15 protein-coding genes and 1 pseudogene are annotated in these 18,172 nt (G+C 43.2%); 6 read left to right on the top strand and 10 right to left on the bottom strand.

What is annotated here, in order from left to right:
• Window positions 1-78 precede the first annotated feature (78 nt).
• On the top strand, window positions 79-2,094 hold the full coding sequence (locus QVP90_RS07270; RefSeq protein ID WP_021936056.1) for a sensor histidine kinase: 2,016 nt from the start codon (window positions 79-81) through the stop codon (window positions 2,092-2,094).
• 401 nt (window positions 2,095-2,495) lie between these two features.
• On the opposite strand, the gene QVP90_RS07265 is transcribed toward QVP90_RS07270, so the two are convergent.
• From QVP90_RS07265 to QVP90_RS07250, 4 genes are all read right to left on the bottom strand, one after another.
• Window positions 2,496-3,080, bottom strand: coding sequence for a GNAT family N-acetyltransferase (locus tag QVP90_RS07265; RefSeq protein ID WP_044093821.1), 585 nt, complete (start codon window positions 3,078-3,080; stop codon window positions 2,496-2,498).
• A 114-nt stretch (window positions 3,081-3,194) separates the two neighbouring features.
• On the bottom strand, window positions 3,195-4,487 hold the full coding sequence (gene mobV / locus QVP90_RS07260; protein ID WP_021936055.1) for a MobV family relaxase: 1,293 nt from the start codon (window positions 4,485-4,487) through the stop codon (window positions 3,195-3,197).
• 54 nt (window positions 4,488-4,541) lie between these two features.
• Entirely contained in the window at window positions 4,542-4,952 is a 411-nt protein-coding gene (locus tag QVP90_RS07255; protein ID WP_007479042.1) for a hypothetical protein, read from the bottom strand.
• 90 nt (window positions 4,953-5,042) lie between these two features.
• On the bottom strand, window positions 5,043-6,236 hold the full coding sequence (locus QVP90_RS07250) for a primase-helicase family protein (RefSeq protein WP_007479043.1): 1,194 nt from the start codon (window positions 6,234-6,236) through the stop codon (window positions 5,043-5,045).
• A 222-nt stretch (window positions 6,237-6,458) separates the two neighbouring features.
• Here QVP90_RS07250 and QVP90_RS07245 point away from each other — a divergent pair, with 222 nt between their 5' ends.
• Window positions 6,459-6,917, top strand: a complete 459-nt coding sequence (locus QVP90_RS07245; protein WP_007479044.1) for a GNAT family N-acetyltransferase — start codon at window positions 6,459-6,461, stop codon at window positions 6,915-6,917.
• Window positions 6,918-6,988: 71 nt separating this feature from the next.
• Here QVP90_RS07245 and QVP90_RS07240 read toward each other — a convergent pair whose 3' ends face one another.
• Window positions 6,989-7,357 (bottom strand): hypothetical protein, encoded by a 369-nt coding sequence (locus QVP90_RS07240; RefSeq protein ID WP_007479045.1) that lies wholly within the window; start codon window positions 7,355-7,357, stop codon window positions 6,989-6,991.
• Window positions 7,354-8,583: pseudogene (locus QVP90_RS07235) on the bottom strand (tyrosine-type recombinase/integrase). The gene QVP90_RS07240 and the pseudogene QVP90_RS07235 overlap by 4 nt, the downstream one beginning before the upstream one ends.
• Before the next feature lie 298 nt (window positions 8,584-8,881).
• Between QVP90_RS07235 and QVP90_RS07230 the strand changes: the two are divergent.
• On the top strand, window positions 8,882-10,180 hold the full coding sequence (locus tag QVP90_RS07230) for a UDP-N-acetylmuramoyl-tripeptide--D-alanyl-D-alanine ligase (protein ID WP_021936053.1): 1,299 nt from the start codon (window positions 8,882-8,884) through the stop codon (window positions 10,178-10,180).
• A 22-nt stretch (window positions 10,181-10,202) separates the two neighbouring features.
• Here QVP90_RS07230 and QVP90_RS07225 read toward each other — a convergent pair whose 3' ends face one another.
• The gene (locus QVP90_RS07225; RefSeq protein WP_005926892.1) at window positions 10,203-10,592 is read right to left on the bottom strand and encodes a VanZ family protein; all 390 of its coding nucleotides are present in this window, start codon (window positions 10,590-10,592) and stop codon (window positions 10,203-10,205) included.
• 101 nt (window positions 10,593-10,693) lie between these two features.
• Here QVP90_RS07225 and QVP90_RS07220 point away from each other — a divergent pair, with 101 nt between their 5' ends.
• Both QVP90_RS07220 and QVP90_RS07215 read left to right on the top strand, forming a co-directional pair.
• Entirely contained in the window at window positions 10,694-12,061 is a 1,368-nt protein-coding gene (locus QVP90_RS07220) for a sodium-dependent transporter (protein ID WP_007479047.1), read from the top strand.
• Between the two features lies 1 nt (window position 12,062).
• Window positions 12,063-12,971, top strand: a complete 909-nt coding sequence (locus tag QVP90_RS07215; protein ID WP_005926896.1) for a ComEA family DNA-binding protein — start codon at window positions 12,063-12,065, stop codon at window positions 12,969-12,971.
• A gap of 179 nt (window positions 12,972-13,150) precedes the next feature.
• Here the strand turns inward: QVP90_RS07215 and QVP90_RS07210 are convergent, their stop codons facing one another.
• The 3 genes from QVP90_RS07210 to QVP90_RS07200 all read right to left on the bottom strand — a co-directional run bounded on the left by QVP90_RS07210 (window position 13,151) and on the right by QVP90_RS07200 (window position 16,790).
• The gene (locus tag QVP90_RS07210; protein ID WP_005926899.1) at window positions 13,151-13,807 is read right to left on the bottom strand and encodes an ABC transporter ATP-binding protein; all 657 of its coding nucleotides are present in this window, start codon (window positions 13,805-13,807) and stop codon (window positions 13,151-13,153) included.
• Between the two features lie 140 nt (window positions 13,808-13,947).
• A complete protein-coding gene (locus tag QVP90_RS07205) occupies window positions 13,948-14,676 on the bottom strand; it encodes a tRNA threonylcarbamoyladenosine dehydratase (RefSeq protein WP_007479048.1) in 729 nt (242 codons plus the stop codon).
• Window positions 14,658-16,790, bottom strand: a complete 2,133-nt coding sequence (locus tag QVP90_RS07200) for a cation:proton antiporter domain-containing protein (RefSeq protein WP_007479049.1) — start codon at window positions 16,788-16,790, stop codon at window positions 14,658-14,660. The genes QVP90_RS07205 and QVP90_RS07200 overlap by 19 nt, the downstream gene beginning before the upstream one ends.
• Before the next feature lie 143 nt (window positions 16,791-16,933).
• Here QVP90_RS07200 and QVP90_RS07195 point away from each other — a divergent pair, with 143 nt between their 5' ends.
• Window positions 16,934-17,944, top strand: coding sequence for an aspartate-semialdehyde dehydrogenase (locus tag QVP90_RS07195; RefSeq protein ID WP_025819137.1), 1,011 nt, complete (start codon window positions 16,934-16,936; stop codon window positions 17,942-17,944).
• Window positions 17,945-18,172 lie beyond the last annotated feature (228 nt).

Here is an 18,172-nt window from a genome sequence, read left to right as displayed (position 1 = left end):
AAAAGCAAGTTACCATGCATCATTGCAAGAAATAAACGTATATTTGCACACACCCCCAACTAAATAAAGACTATTGAGATGAAAGATCTTCCATATATAACAATAGGCAGATTTTCTGTACTATTCATTATACTGCTGCTAAGTACTACCACAATCGCCCAGAACAGGGAAATGAAAGAGTACAACGTAGATAGTACACTTTATGTATACTACCAGCAATGTAAGGCAAATATCCAATCACCGATCGTTTTGCCCATGTCCGATACCTTGTTTACGATGGCCCAAACCAAATCCGACCCAAGGATGCAAGCCGTTGCACTCTCTACAAAGCTCGATTATTATTACTTCAAAGGACAGGAAGACAGTATTATTGCATGGGTAGAGCGCGTAAAAAAATTCGCACAAGAGACAGAGCAATCCAAATATTATTATTTCGCCTGGGGAAAACGATTAATTCTATTTTATATCAAAAACGGAAAATTCAATACAGCTCTTTATGAAGCTCAAAATATGCTGAGAGAAGCACAGCAAGAAGATAATAAAGAAGGAATTGCCTATTGTTATGATTGTATCGGTGATATATACATTCTGAAAAGACTCAGACAGCAAGCAATCGACGCCAAACTAAAGGCTATCGAAATAATAGAAACATACCATTTGAACGCCTATAATCTACATAGTAAATACATGTCGGTAGCTAAGTTGTACAATGACATGCTACAACCGCAAAAAGCTAACGACATAATAAAAAAAGCGGAAAAGCTCGTACATAACAACAACCAGGCATTCGAACAAAAATTACAGTATGTAGCCTACTATTTAAGGGTTAACCAATTGGAAAAAGCTCAAAAAGCCCTTGAAGAAGCGGAAGAACTCTTTAAGCATGACAAAACACTAATCAACAGGCAAAAGAATTTAATAGTTTCCCGAGAAAGTTATTACAAACAAACCAAACAGTATCAAAAAGCACTGCAAGCTTTAGAAGAACAGGAAAAACTTGCGGCCGAGATGGGAGAAACACAACTGGGTCTGGAAGTTAAAATGAGAAAAGGGCAAACCTATTATTGGATGAGACAAAAGGATCTGGCAGCCGATTATCTGTATGACTATATCAATCTGGCAGACTCAATAAATAATATAAACGAGCAGGCGGCCATTACTGAGTTTTCTTCACTTCTAAATTTTGAAAAGATTAAAATCGAAAAAAAAGAACTGGAGCTAAAAGCGAAAGAAGCCGAATTAAAACACAACCGCAGCTTCATCCTACTATTGGTGAGTACTCTTTTCATCGTGTTTATTCTGTTCTATAGAGAATTCTACTTGAACAAAAAATTGAAACACTCCAAAAAGTTGCTTCTTATCAAAAACCAAGAGTTGACAGAATCAGAAAACAATCTGCGCAAAGCACGGGATAAGGCAGAAAAAGCCAGCAATATGAAAACCTCGTTCATCCGCAACATGACACATGAAATACGAACTCCGCTCAACTCTATCGTAGGGTTCTCCCAAGTTATTTCCAGCCAGTTCAAGAAGGACGATGAAACACATGAGTTTGCCAATCTGATAGAAAAAAACAGTGACAAACTATTAAAATTGATAGATGATGTATTAGAACTATCAGATTTAGAATCGAGCGAAGACATGGAGCTTGAAAGCACCAATATTCATATTTGTTGTGAACAAGCTCTTTCCAAAATCCAACCTTATATATCAAAGGATGTCAGCCTTGAATTCCATCCGGGGAACAGCGAACTCTTTATCCATACGAATAAAGAAGCCGTATCCAAAATACTCTTCAATTTACTACATAACGCCGCCAAATTCACAGAGAAAGGAAAGATCACACTTGCGTACTCTTTATCGGAAGCAAAAGATCAGATTTCCATCAGCGTTACGGATACAGGCATAGGCATACCTGCCGATAAACAAGAAATAATATTCGAGCGCTTCACTAAAGTGAGCAATTTCTCACAAGGGTGCGGACTCGGACTCGCACTCAGCAAGCTATTAGCCCAAAAGTTAGGGGGAAATCTCGTAATAGACAAAACAAACAAAACAGGAAGCCGTTTCGTTTTAACTCTTCCCGTGCAATAATATTATTTTCAAGTTTATCGAATGGTATTAAATATAAAATTCCTGGTGATATGGATTATAATCCAACGATAAAAAGCCCGATCTGTTTTATTTCTTCATCAACTTCATATCATAATCAAAGTTTTTTCTGTAAATCTGTATATGACTTATAACCTCTTATAATAAAGAAGATTAGAAAGATTACCTCTTTATTGGGTAATGATTTAGCAACTGTCCGTATTGCTGCGGTTTGCTCTACTTTACTTGTTCAAGTAACTCTTACAGATGCAAATGTATAAAAAAGAGAGCAGATAAGAAGAATAAATCATATCTTTCTTTCCGTCCACTTTCTTTTCATTGGCATATCAACATACAAACAGCAATCGTCTGTCCTGCTGGAGCAACACACCTTGTATCTGGAGTTACAATTCTTCTATGAAATGCTTGTCGGATTCATCCCAATATTTCCTGTACACGAAGTCCTTGTCGCCGTTTAGGTTCAACTGATACATCCTGAATATCACGGGGAAATTCTTGGGCTGCCATAGTTCTTCATAGGAATAGCGATACACCATGCCGACTTTGCGCATCACATTTCCGCTTCTTGGATTGTCCCTGTCGTGCGTAGCCGTGATGTAGGGCAGACCGTCTTTTCGCACTTGCTCGATAACGGCTTCGCCTGCTTCGGTCGCTATTCCCCTATGCCAAAACTCCCTGCGAAGTCCGTAACCGAAATCGTGGTGTTCTTCCATATCGACTTTTATATAGCCTATCGGGAAATCATCACTTTTCAGGCAGATGGCGTAGGCGTATGCCTGCGGCTGTCCGTATTTTGCCGCATACCTTTCCTCATAGAAACGCTCGGTTTCGCCAATGTCTTTCACAGGATACCAAGGCAGAAACTTGTTTGTTTCTTCATCCTTTAGTATCAGAAAGAGAGCTTCAATATCTTTTTTCGTGAATTTCCTTAAAATCAGACGCTCTGTCTTTAATGTCGGTGTATTCATTCTTATATTGATTATATCCATACATTGTTTTTTGTTTAATACAAAAATACTTGTTTTTGATGATAATTCATTATCAGCGGATAATTTTCTTTGTACTGTTTTTTTGAGCACATCCTATATATTCAGCCCTTTATCCTGTTTTGTAGGGGAAATGCCCAAACCGTTTCTCCATTCATTCGCTTTCTGCCTGAACCATTGCACAAGCGGAATGTCATTCACATATATGTGGTAGTGTCCTTTTCTGTTCTTGTCCTCTCCAAACGAAAAAGCCGCATTCTCGTCACGGAACTTTCTGTTGAACTCTGGAGAATAGAAATCCCCTTTCAAACTAACTTTCTTCAACTTGCACAACTCTTGGACTACCCTTTCAGAGAAATTCAAAGTATTTCGGCAAAAGTCTATCAGTGGTAATAGCTTCTCCACATAAGGGAAGTACCGCTGTATCTTGTCCATATACTCGTTGAACTTGGCGCGTTCTTCCCTATGTTTACGCTCCATTGTTTCTATATGCCGTACCAATTCTTCGTTCTGATTTTCAAGTGCTGATATGTGTTGTTGCAATTCCTCCCTTTCCGCTTTCAGCTTATTGCTGCCAAAAAGAGAACCCACTTTTGCCACGATAGCGGTCTTGGCTTCTGTCTTGGCGGCTTCCAGCTTCTCCGACTTGATTTCTTTCCTCACATCGTCAAGCTGTTGTTCTGCCTGCCGCTGTTCCGTTTGCAGTTGCTGCACGTTGGCTTCCAGTTCCCCTGTCCGGCGTTTCAGGTCACGGTAGTATTGGGCGGTGGTGACGTGGCGTGCTTCTGAACCGCGAACGCCACGCTGCAAACCGTATTTCGCCATTGCTTCGGCATAGCTGTCGTGATAGGAAACCAGTTTCTCACGGGTCAGCACGTCATCGGCACACAGGCGCACGGTGTCGGCTTTCTTGCGGTATTGGCGTTTGCCGTCCGCCTGCTTCTTCCTTGCCTTTCTGCGTTCGCCCGTCACTATAGGCACGACTGTGGCGTGGATGTGCGGCGTGTGTTCGTCCATGTGCAGGACTGCCGAAGCGGTGTTCTCCCGTCCGAAAGTACGGTACAGCCGTTGCAGGTTGTCGGCGCACCACTCGTCCAGCCTGCCTTCTTCCTGCACTCGCATCAGGTCTTCGTGCGTGCCCGACAATACGATGCGGATTGCCCTTACTTGGTCGGCGGTTATCTTGCGCCTAATGCCTGCCGTGCGTATGCGGTGGCTTATCGCTTCGGTGCGGTCGGTCACACCGTCGGGGAACTCCACCAGTTCTCGGTTGAGGTGGGTGCGTGTGGGGTCGGCATTCTTGGGGACGGTCTTGCGTTCGATGTGGTCGGATGCGCCCGTGTCCGCCGAGCCTTTCGCCTTGTTGATTTGGATGCTTATATATCCCATGCTTGTTCTGTTTTTTAGGTTTGTAAATCGGTTGTCATTGTCTGCCTGCTACGCTCATGCCGCATGGCAAGCGGGGGTGTCCAGAGGGGTGCAACCCCGTTGGCTTATTGGGGCATTTTTAGCGGTGCATGGCACTGCGTGAAGAAAATGCCCTAATAAGCTATGGCTTTTCTGTTCCTTAAAAGCCTGCGGAAGTGTCGGTAGGTTATCGGCGGTCTCTTTCTTTGCTCCGATGCAATGTGCTTTTCCTTGCAGGTCGGACATCCGACCGTCCGGCCTGCGGATAGTGATTTTCACCTCCGCTACTTTTCCGGCAGGCTTATTAGTGGATAAAAATCCGATGAATTGATGATTGGTGTATGCAATATATTTATTACCAACGCAATAGGCATTCATCATCGTTTCATCAAACCGCTCGCCAAAAGAGAAATGATGCAAGATGCGGTGCGTCCTTTCTCTTTTCATCAGCCATATCCTTTTGTTGAAAGGTTGATGAAGGTGTAAGTTGCTGTTTTTCTTGTTGTTTATATATACTTTCATCATTTCATCAAAATATCATAGAGTTTCCAACTGTGCTTTGCTTACCGTGTAGTAGCGTCCAATCTTCCTGACGGGCGAGTAATGACATTCACGGTTGTAGTCGTACTGGTAGGTAGTATAGGAAAGCGAGTTGGATGCAGGTGTCAGCTTCCATATTTCCTGTACCACTTTCCGAACTTGCGGTTTCTCCGCCTTGACTTGCGAGCAGACGAGCAACGGGACAATATCATTCAGACAGAACGAGACAGACCCGACACCCATGCTTGCCATGATGTCAAGCAACAGTTCCGCCATTTCTATCTCCAAACGGTTGCGGTTGCTGCGGATTATCTTCCGCAAGGCTTCCGTGTGCAGCAACTTCGGATTGAACCACATGCGGCTTTCCTTTTCGGTGGAAAGCGTCCGATGTGCAAGGAAGTGCAGGAAAGCGGGGATTTCGGCTTTCAACTTATGCAGGAAGTCGGTATCGTCATTCTGTAACGGCACAATCTTCCGCACCCAATAGCGTGTCTCGCCTGCATCGATGATAACGGGCAGGTGTTCGTTGTTGGAGCACAGCACGAACTTGGCGAAGAAGCCTATCTCGTCACGGTCTTTGCCTTTGGCTTCCACCTTGTAGGAAAGCGTGGTGCTCAGGTTCTTCAACCGCTCGCTGTCCTCACGGCGGTTGAGCAGCACCTCGTCCACCATGATGAGCAGCTTGCCAGCCCAGTCGGAATTGAACTGGCTTCGGAAGTCCTCGTTGGTGTTGAATGTCACATTGTTTTGGAAGATGGATTTCAGGAAGTTCAGGAACGTGCTTTTGCCCGTGTTGCGTTCTTCCGACACGAGAAGCAGGATGGGTAACTTCTGAACAGGGTAAAGGTAGAGCAACTGCAAGTAGTCCATTCCCAACTCGTATTGCTCGCCGAAGATATGTTCCACCAATGAACGGATGCAGGGGAAATCACCCTGCACGGGAACATGGCTTATCGGCTCGTACAGGTTAAGGAACTTGCCGATTACGGGCTTATAGTCCACATGGGCAGGTACGGTGCAGAAACCGTCATACTTCGGCACGGTCGCCATGTAGTCCTTGCCGTAGTCCTGCCGCAAGGTTTCGGCATTCCATGCAATACGTTTCTTCACACAACCGCCGTCCATTCGGGGCTGGTTCACAATCTTGTAGAGGGTAGTCCCCACACGGATGAATTCTTCTTTTTCTGCCATAGGCTTTGCTGGGTTTTATGCCGCCGACAAACAATCTCGGCAACAGGTTTAACATCGGGGCAAAGCTACGGCATAAAGATTAAAACACTGATACGCAAATCTATGCAGAACGAAGCAATCGAAACGGAGGGATAAGAAAATGCAGATTATGTAGGTTCTTATGTTTTTGTTGCCGAGAAAAATAAATACCTTTGCTTCCATATAAACCCAAAAAAGTCATACATGGATAGCCATATTATAATTCGGGAATATTGTCCGACTGACAGGAATGACGTAATGAATTTGATAAGATTAAACATTCCGAAGTATTTCGCCGTGAAAGAAGAAGCAGATTTAGGCAGGTATTTAGATGAAGAAGTAGAGCTTTACTATGTCCTGCTATTTGCTGGAATGATTGTAGGTTGTGGAGGAATAAATTTTGCGGATAACATGACGACAGGAAAAATAAGTTGGGATATTGTTCATCCTGCTTATCAAGGAAAATCGTTGGGGACAAAATTGCTCAACCATAGGATAGAAAAACTTAGAAATATCAGTAGCATAAAGAAAATAATAGTACGCACATCGCAATTGGTTTATAAGTTTTACGAAAAACAGGGGTTTGTTCTGCTTGAGGTTAAAAAAGATTATTGGGCGGACGGCTTGGATATGTATAAGATGGAATACAAAGGTATTCTATAGCCAGCCCGAAAAAGGTTTTCCCGTTTTCGGGCTGACGTAAGTGCATCAGTTAGTCTATACATCAATACGCACTAACATTCATAAGCACTACCACGTATGAATGTCCATAGGAGTTGCTTTTCTTTTCGTAAGCACAACCTCTCCAGCAGGGCATTGCGTACTCTTTCGGCATTAGGCGTGCCGATACGGAAAGCGAGTGCCACGACCATTGGCAGAGCGTACACGTCCACGCCGTAACCGTTGGGCTGCTTAATACATCTTTCCACCTCGCAAGATTGCAACACTCCGCTTTTATATACGGCTTTGACAGTGGTACGGAGTGTCGGGGCGATTACCCCGAACAACTCCAACAGTTCCGCTTCGCTCATCCATAGGTTGGCGGTATCGGACGGTACGGTTACTTTACCGTATTCATCCATTATAATCGTTTCACGCTTCATAGTCCTGCCATTTTTACGTTTCCGAAAGACTTGCTCAGTTTGTCGCCCAGCATTGTAAGGTCGTTGTCAAGTTTCTGAACGGTTATCTTCGCATAGATTTGGGTGGTTTCTATGTTCGTATGCCCCAAAATGCGGCTCACGCTTTCAATCGGCATACCCTTGCAGAGAGCCAGAGTTGCAAACCCGTGTCTTGCGCAATGGAAACTGATTTTCTTCGTTATGCCACATTCCTTTATCATCTTGCCCATCCGTTTACAGACAGACCAATAATTGAGGTTAGGAAATATAAGGTTGTTTTCTTGGAAAGGCTTGTAGCGTTCGATTATCTGCAAGGGAATGTTCAACAGCTTTACTTGGAACGGCACACCCGTCTTGTGTCGCTTGGAGATAATCCATTTCTCTCCGTTTACCTCCACAATTTGGTCGTTGCTCAGTTCCTTGATGTCCACGAACGACAAGGCAGTAAAGCTGGCAAAAACAAAAATATCACGGAGGTAGGAGTTCTTGGGGTCTTTGAACTGAAATTCCATCAGTGTTTTCAACTCATCTTCTGTCAGGTATTCACGTTCCTTTGTGTTAGGGCTTATGTGGAACTGGGCAAACGGATTTCTCGGTATGTGTCCGTTGAAGTGCGCCCGCATCACCACACCTTTCAGCCACATGCAGTTTTCCCATATCGAACCGTTGTGTAATCCTGCTTCATTGGAAAGAAAGATAGCGAACTCCTTGATGAAGTCGGGGGTCAGCTCCTGCATGGACATATCGTTCCGCTTATAGCGCGACTTGATGAATGCCGCCACATGGTTTCTTGCCCGTACCCTTGCCATATAGGTAGCCCTTACCCTGTCTTTCCCGACACGTTTCTTGAACACCTCGTTTTCCTTGTCGAAAGCACCGAGTAGCGTTTCATACTCACCACCCAAGCCTTGATAGGCATTGCGTACCATTTCAGCCGTGACATAAGCCTCACGGTCGGATATGCGCTGGTAGTACTTGATGATTTGAGCCTTGATGTTGTAGAGCGCAAGGTTGGTGTCCCTCGCTTCCACGCTCTTGCCTTTCGCCTTGTTGCCTTTGGCGTCCCATAGCTCTTTGCGGATAGTCCGCTTGCAACTGAACTGCGCCACCGTCCCGTTAATCGTTACTCATCCCATAATAGGGACAATACCGTTCTTCTCCTTGCTGCCGTTCACATAGAACAACACTTTGAATGTGCTTCTTGCCATACTCGTTTCTTTTTGGTTGCAAAACTATAAATCAACGAGTTACCCCTTGATAAGTAAACCTGCGCAGAACGACGCAAACAGAACGGAGAGTGTTAAATCCGCATTTCCATCGGGTAATGATTTGAAAACCATTCTTTCGCTGCAATCCGCTTTAAGGCGGTTTCATGCATCTTGCCCAGTTTCCGCAATTTGCCTCTAACTTCTTAATATTCAAATTCTACTGCGCTAATTTGCGCCTTTTACGAGGTTATTCCACAGAATTTGTGTAAGTTTGCCCGCGTCTTTCAATTATAAAAACATGGAAATTTCTACCCTTTATCAAATATTTCTAAACTGTGGTACAGTAACCACCGACAGTAGAAACTGTCCGAAAGGTTCTTTATTCATTGCGCTCAAAGGTGACTCATTTAATGGCAATGCTTTCGCTGCACAAGCCTTAAATGATGGCTGTGCATATGCAGTCATTGACGAAACAGGCCATAATCCAAAAGATGACGAACGTTATATTCTGGTGGACAACTGTTTGGAAACGTTACAACAGCTTGCTAATTATCACCGTCGCCAATTGGGCACACGCATCATAGGAATTACCGGAACGAATGGTAAAACAACCACCAAAGAATTAATATCCGCAGTATTGTCACAATCCTATCATGTACTTTATACCTTGGGAAACCTGAATAACCACATCGGGGTTCCCACCACTTTGCTACGCTTAAAGGCAGAACACGATCTGGCGGTCATCGAAATGGGTGCCAACCACCCGGGAGAAATTAAATTCTTATCTAATATTGCGGAACCGGATTACGGTATCATTACCAATGTAGGTAAAGCCCATCTGGAAGGATTCGGCTCATTTGAGGGGGTTATAAAAACGAAAGGAGAACTTTATGACTTCTTGCGTAAAAAAGAAAATTCCACTATCTTCATTCATCACGATAATCCCTATCTCATGAATATAGCTTCCGGGCTTAACAAGATTTTTTATGGAAGCGAAGAAAACCTCTATATTAATGGCCGTGTGACCGGAAACTCTCCTTATCTCACTTTTGAATGGAAAGCAGGAAAAGACGGTGAGAAACATGAAGTGCAAACACAGCTTATCGGAGAATACAACTTTCCCAATGCATTAGCCGCCATTACCATCGGGACATTCTTTGGAGTAGAAGCGGATAAAATCAATGAAGCACTTTCTAATTATACCCCTCAAAACAATCGTTCGCAACTTAAGAAGACAGCCGATAATACGCTGATTATCGATGCCTATAATGCAAATCCAACAAGCATGATGGCCGCATTGGAGAACTTCAACCGGATGAAAGTCAAACACAAAATGCTCATATTAGGAGACATGCGTGAGTTAGGTGCAGAAAGCGCAGCAGAACATCAAAAAATAGTAGATTTCATCAAAGAATGCGAATTTGAAAAAGTAATATTGGTCGGCAATCAGTTTACGGCAGCCCGCCATTCTTATCAAACATATGCCAATACCCAAGAACTTATACAAGCACTACAGAATAACACACCCAAAGACCATACTATCCTGATAAAAGGTTCCAATGGAATAAGACTGAGTTCAATAGTAGATTATCTGTAATCTACTATTGAATCTTTATCGATTACCGCTTCAGTATACGGGGGCGCACTACATAATAAGCCACCAGACTTGCCAAGACCGCCCCTGTAGCATTCGCAGCAAAATCCAGCCAATCTCCACCACGATAAGTGGTACAATACTCCTGCAATAGCTCTACACATCCGCTAAACAGCACCGGACAGAAAAACGCCCCTATCCATGCATGCCACATCGGAGCCGGTACTTTTCTATGAGTACGTAAAAACTCGAGCCATAGCATACCGGACATTCCAAAATACATACAAAGATGAACAATCTTATCAATGTTCGGTATCTTGCTCAGTTCAGTTGAAGGCGGTTTAAAAAACGATAAATAGATAACCGTCAGAATAATTATTATAGAAACAGGATATTTCTTAATATAGTAAAGCATATCTAAATAAATTACAGATGAGTGGCAAATATAAGGAACATTTTCTATATTTGCATGTTTTAGATAAAAAACATATCGAATTGTAAGATAAAAAAGCTTTTATGACGAAAAATGACAGGGCGAATTTTGGTAGTAAGTTAGGTGTAATACTTGCCTCTGCAGGCTCAGCCGTAGGATTAGGTAACATCTGGAGATTTCCATATGAAACCGGCAATCATGGCGGCGCCGCCTTTATCATTATTTATCTGGGATGTATCCTTTTATTGGGTATGCCTATCATGGTATCCGAATTCCTTATCGGCCGGCATTCACGTGCCAATACGGCAAGAGCTTATCAGAAGTTAGCTCCGGGCACTCATTGGCGTTGGGTGGGCCGGATGGGTGTACTGGCGGGATTTCTTATTCTCAGTTACTATTCGGTAGTAGCCGGCTGGACACTTGAATACATTATCGAAGCGGTAACCAATCGTTTTGCAGGAAAAACGCCCGATGAGTTCATTTCTTCTTTCCAAGCTTTTTCAAGTAGCCCTTGGCGACCGATACTGTGGTTGACCCTATTTCTATTAGGAACTCATTTCATCATAGTGAAAGGCGTCGAGAAAGGAATTGAAAAATCATCTAAAATAATGATGCCCCTACTATTTATCATTATTCTTATTCTGGTAGTATGTTCGGTTTCTTTGCCGGGTGCAAACAAAGGGATCGAGTTTCTGCTAAAACCGGATTTCAGCAAAGTAAACGGGAATGTATTCCTAAGCGCCATGGGGCAAGCTTTCTTCTCCCTTAGTCTGGGCATGGGGTGTCTCTGTACTTATGCTTCCTATTTCAGCAAAGAGACCAATCTGACAAAAACAGCTTTCAGTGTAGGAATCATCGATACGCTGGTGGCAATCCTGGCCGGCTTTATTATTTTCCCAGCAGCTTTTTCTGTAGGCATACAGCCTGATGCCGGGCCAAGTCTCATCTTTATTACTCTGCCCAATGTGTTCCAACAGGCATTTAGCGGCATCCCGATATTAGCATATATCTTTTCAGTGATGTTTTATGTATTGCTCGCCGTAGCAGCACTTACATCGACCATTTCCATGCACGAGGTAGTTACCGCTTATTTGCATGAAGAGTTTAAATTCACGAGAAAACGTGCAGCACAACTGGTTACAGGCGGATGTATTTTCTTAGGTATATTTTGCTCGCTCTCACTCGGAGTGACTAAAAACATCACCGTATTCGGATTGGGTATGTTCGACTTATTCGACTTTGTCACTGCCAAAATCATGTTGCCTCTCGGCGGGTTATGCGTTTCCATATTCACCGGATGGTATCTCGACAAGAAAATCGTATGGAGCGAGATAACCAATAACGGTTCGCTCAAAATACCGGTTTATAAACTTATCATTTTTATATTGAAATATATTGCACCTATAGCAATTTCCTGTATCTTTATCAACGAACTGGGATTGCTTAAATAACATGTGGAAAGATTTCTTTTATTTTTCTCGTACCGAACGGCAAGGTATTTTAATACTTACCATACTGATCACTTTAGTTTGTACCATCTCGTGGTTCATGCCGGCGAGGGACACCGAAATAAAAGACAATCCGGAATCCGAAAAAGAATATGAAACGTTCATTACATCCATAAAAAAACGGGAGCACTCCCCCAAAAGTGACAATGCTGATCACTTTTCCCAAAAGCATAAAATCGTATTGGCTTCTTTCGATCCCAACACTGCCGATTCCAGTACATTTCTAAGTCTCGGACTCCCTTCATGGATGGCCGGCAATATCCTCCGTTACCGGGCAAAAGGAGGGAATTTCCGTAAGCCGGAAGATCTTCGCAAAATATACGGACTGACAGAAAAACAGTATAAGACTCTTTTACCTTATATTTCTATATCCACAGCAGAAAAACATAGAGTCAAGGATACCATCCGGTTATTAACCCACAAAAAAGCACAGGATTCTCTGCAATATTACAAATACCCGACAGGAACCGTAATCGATTTAAATCAATCCGATACCATCGAATTTAAAAAGATACCCGGTATAGGCAGTGCTATCGCCCGTATGATCGTAGGATACAGAAAACAGTTGGGAGGCTTCTATAAAGTAGAACAGTTACAGGATATACATTTGCCCGTGGACAAGCTATGCACTTGGTTCTCTGTAGAGGAAGGAGGCACTCTCCGGATGAACCTCAACAAAACCGGGATAGAACGTCTGAAAGCCCACCCTTATATCAACTTTTACCAGGCAAAAGCCATCGTCGAGTATCGCAGGAAGAAAGGAAAAATACAAAATCTGGATCAGCTGAAGCTCTATGAAGAATTCTCCGAAAAAGATCTGGAACGAATATCGCCTTATGTCTGTTTTGAATAAAAAAAGATGCATCCTTATCACACTAGATAAGAATGCATCACACACAAACAAAACAAACACTCTACGTACCATCTTCACAGACTTCTGTAGAGAAGCGATATAAAGATACGGCTAATTAGTTAATAATGAACTATACATTAGCCGTTTGGTATCTTTTTTTCAGAATTTCGTTCAACTTATTAACAGTTATTAATTATTCCATCTATTATATGGACTGTCCGATCGGTTATCCGAGCCAAACTCTCATCGTGTGTCACAATAACAAATGTCTGCCCTAACTGGTCACGAAGTTTAAAAAACAATTGGTGCAACTCCTCTTTATTATGTGTATCCAAACTACCGGAAGGTTCATCCGCCAATATCACTGCCGGATTATTGATAAGGGCACGGGACACGGCCACCCGTTGTTTTTCTCCACCGGAGAGTTCATTCGGTTTATGTGAAGCCCGCTCTGCAAGTCCCATAAAGCTCAATATCTCCAATGCACGAGCAGTAGCTTCCTTGGATGAAGTGCCGGCAATCAAAGCTGGAATCATTACATTTTCCAACGCAGTAAACTCCGGAAGTAATTGATGAAATTGAAAAACGAAACCGACGTGCTTGTTTCTAAAGGCAGAAAGTTCTTTTTCTTTCATTTTACTGACTTTGGTTCCATCTATATAGACATTACCGTTATCCGGTTCATCGAGCGTACCCATAATTTGCAACAAGGTAGTTTTACCAGCTCCACTCGGCCCGACAATGCTGACAACCTCCCCTTTATTTATTTCCAAATCAATACCTTTCAAGACTTGCAATGATCCGAAATTCTTTGTGATTCCCTCTAATCTTATCATAAGAATAATGTAATTAATAATAATGTGCCAATGAATAATGTGCCAATGTGCCAATTACCATGCGGCATGTTTGCCATTGCGCAGCCAATTGGCACATTGGCATATTGGCACATTGGCACATTATTCATTGGCACATTATTCTACAATCGTTTTATAACATATTCTGCTAAATAACAGCCAAATACAGCAGGCATATAGCTCACTGTACCACAAGTAGACTTCTTATTCATTTCATCATCAGTCAATAATACAGCTTTCGGATCGGCTTGTTCCGTACTGAATACTACCGGTACTTTCCGTTTTACCCCCATCTTCTGTAAACGCTTGCGCACGGCCTTACTCAATCCGCAATGGTATGTATCCCAAAGATCGGCGAAACGAACTTGGGTTATATCGCTCTTCGCACCGGCTCCCATGCTCGACACTATTTTAATACGTCTTTGCAAAGCATGATAGATAAGATAACATTTCGGACTTAAAGTATCTATTGCATCAACAATAAAATCATATTCATCAGCGTCCAGCAAATCCGGAATATTCTCATCCTTCAAAAAGACAGGTAATACCTTCAACTCCAGATCCGGATTGATATCCTTAAATCTCGCTTCCAAAACATCAGCCTTAAACATTCCCAAGGTAGAATACATCGCAGGCAACTGCCGGTTTAAATTGGTAATTTGCACCGTATCTGCATCGACAATGGTCATCCGTCCCACACCGGCACGGCAAATCATTTCGGCAGCATAGGCGCCGACTCCGCCCAAACCGACCACAAGTACATGAGCAGATTGTAAACGAGCCATTTTATCTTCACCCAACAAAAGCTCCGTTCTTTGTTTCCAATTTATCATTAACTCTTCTTTAACCATTTATAGAACCATTTACCCACTTTCTCATAATGCTGCGACTCATTGCTTCCACGCGGATTGGAAAAAGAGAGTGCCTCCTGAGGTTCACCCAACTGATCCGGGTATAAAATAATAAGACTATTATTGGAGAAATATTTTCCAAGTTGTGCCGGCAGTTTCTCAAAAGCCGTATCATAAGAGATTGAACCACGCCGTGCGCTGATTATAACCAGCAGATGATCGTAGTTCACTTGTCCTGTGAGCAATAACAAATCGTCCCAATCATCCAAATGAGAAAAGTCGGTCATCGTCAACCCATATTTATTCTTTACCAACTGCTGTAAATATCCCAAGGTCTGTTCGTTCGCAAAAAAATGTGCCCGGCACCCTAAAATACTTGCCATACGGCAGAAGTGACCGACCCATTTCTGAAAGCCGGCCTCATACTCCGCTTTAGGGGGAACAGCTATGATAATACGTCGCAAAGTATTTACCGGCATGAGGAATTTCGCTATCATTACCTCCCGATGCAAACCTTTCAATAAGCTGTCTGCCAGATTTCCAAAAAAAGAATCTACAATGTTAACCTTACGGTGCAATCCGATAATCACATCTGTCACCTCATATTCCTTGGCAGTATGAATAATACCGGAAGCAATATTCAAATCATACCTGCTAATCTGCGTCAAAGAAACATCTGCCGACGCCGCTATCATGGCCGCGCGTTCCAGATTCCTCTTCCCTCTCGACTCCGACTGCTCGGAACTACTGTTATCATTGATAACATTCAGTGCCATCAGGTTGTTCCTTTGTTTAGAATCACGAATGACCAGAGACAGATTTATCAATTCTTCGATTGTTTCCGGATTTGCCACCGGTATCAAAATCTTCTCCGGAATATTTTTCTTATCCTCCGCATCCAGTTGTGCTTCATTCATTGCCAATTTACGCGCCGCTCTTTCCGTTGCAAACGAACTGATGATACAAGTGAACAAGATCAGGACTATCGTACCGTTCAGCACATCTTCATTCAACAATCGCTCTCCACTGGGAAGAATAATATTATACCCCACCAATACGGCTGCCAAAGTTGCGGCCGCCTGGGCATTACTTAGACCGAACATCAGTTCACGTTCGATCGCTTTCATCTTGTATATTTTTTGGGTAAGCCACGAAGCGATCCACTTGCTGGCCAAAGCTACCGTAGTCATCACCACAGCCACCTTTAACGCATCTCCGTGTCCGAAAAGTATCTTAATATCGATCAACATTCCCACCCCGATCAAGAAATAAGGAATAAACAAAGCATTCCCTACAAACTCAAGGTGATTCATCAACGGTGAGACATGCGGTATGAGACGGTTCAAGACCAATCCGGCAAGGAACGCTCCCAAAATGCCTTCCATCCCGACAAATTCCATCAATCCTGCTCCAAGAAATACCATGGCAAGAACGAAAATAAACTGCATCACGTTGTCGTCATATTTACGGAAGAACCAACGACCAATACGCGGAAAGAAGAAAATGATCAGGAAACCTAAGAAAATGACTTTCACCACCAGCCACAGCCAGAACATCTCCGAAGACTCTCCCTTAAACAGGCCGCCGATTACAGCCAGTACCAGCAGGGTCAGGGTATCCGTTACCGCCGTACCTCCCACTGCAATGCTGACACTGCGATGGCGTGACACTCCATACCGGATCACGATGGGATAAGCAACCAGCGTATGAGAAGCGTACATACTGGCCAGCAGAACCGACGTGATAAAACCATATTTCAATACGGTCATATTGGTAATGAACCCCAATGCCATAGGAATGACAAAAGCCAATAATCCCAACACCACAGCTTTCCCCCGGTTTTTCTTGAAGTCGCCCATGTTCATTTCCAGCCCGGCAAGAAACATGATATAGTAGAGTCCGACTTTACCAAACAGTTCAAAACTACTGTCACGTGCCAAAATATTGAACCCATGCTCTCCAATCACCACTCCAGCCAGAATCATACCGATAATATGAGGAATGCGGAGCCGTCCCAACACCATAGGAGCAAACAAGATAATAAGAAGTACAAGGAGAAATATCCATGTAGGATCTGTTATAGGTAGGTTAAAATCAAAATCAAGCCACTCCATATATCCAAGTTTTTACGTTTTCTCTGCAAAATAACAAAAAAGTTATCAATTATATGCCAGAATGTTATAATTTTGCAGCCAATTATTTACTATTCGGAAGAATAGAAAAGAAAATCAATATTCAATTAAAACAAAAGAAAAAGATGAAAGTAGCTATTGTTGGCGTAAGCGGAGCCGTAGGACAAGAGTTCCTGCGCGTGCTCGATGAGAGAAATTTTCCGTTGGACGAGTTAGTTTTGTTCGGCTCTAAACGCAGTGCCGGAAGCCAATATACCTTCCGCGGTAAACAGATCGAGGTCAAACTCTTACAACACAACGATGACTTTAAAGGGGTAGATATTGCTTTCACATCCGCTGGTGCAGGTACATCTAAGGAATTTGCAGAAACCATCACCAAATATGGTGCTGTGATGATTGATAATTCCAGCGCTTTCCGTATGGACAACGACGTACCTTTGGTGGTGCCCGAAGTGAATGCAGCCGATGCCAAGGACCGCCCGCGCGGTATCATCGCTAACCCCAACTGTACAACTATCCAAATGGTAGTTGCATTGAAAGCCATCGAACAACTTTCACATATAAAAACCGTGCATGTATCTACTTATCAGGCAGCCAGCGGGGCAGGTGCAGCAGCAATGGACGAACTTTACGAGCAATACCGCCAGGTACTCGCAAACGAACCCGTCACGGTAGAAAAGTTTGCATATCAATTGGCTTTCAATCTGATTCCTCAAATTGATGTATTCACCGAAAACGGATATACCAAGGAAGAGATGAAAATGTACAATGAAACCCGTAAAATCATGCACTCGGACATCAAAGTCAGTGCTACCTGTGTACGTGTCCCGGCATTGAGAGCACACTCCGAAAGCATCTGGGTGGAAACCGAACGTCCTATCTCGGTGGAAGAAGCCCGCGAAGCCTTTGCCAAAGGCGACGGTCTCGTTCTTCAGGACAATCCCGCCGAAAAAGATTACCCGATGCCGCTGTTCCTTGCCGGTAAGGATCCTGTATACGTAGGCCGCATCCGCAAAGACTTGACAAATGATTGCGGACTGACTTTCTGGATTGTGGGCGACCAAATAAAGAAAGGCGCCGCACTGAATGCCGTACAGATTGCAGAATATCTGATTAAAGAAAAAAATGTAGGATAAAAACACCGTCTAAAGGTATTATGAAAGAAAAGGCGCCCGATCATTGATTGTTCGGACGCCTTTTTCACATTCACATATATTCACCTAACACCCATGACAAGTAAAGTGACCTACAGTTTCACCTATTGAAACGAAAAGTTTCTTTCGGAGGAACCATTCGTTTCATACGGATGAAACGATTGGTTCCATACAGTGGAAACCGTTAGTTTCAATAAAGAGAAACCGTTC

Source organism: Bacteroides sp. CAG:189 (genome assembly GCF_000432295.1).
Classification (GTDB): domain Bacteria; phylum Bacteroidota; class Bacteroidia; order Bacteroidales; family Bacteroidaceae; genus Bacteroides; species Bacteroides salyersiae.
This window is presented reverse-complemented; position numbering and strand designations above follow the sequence as displayed.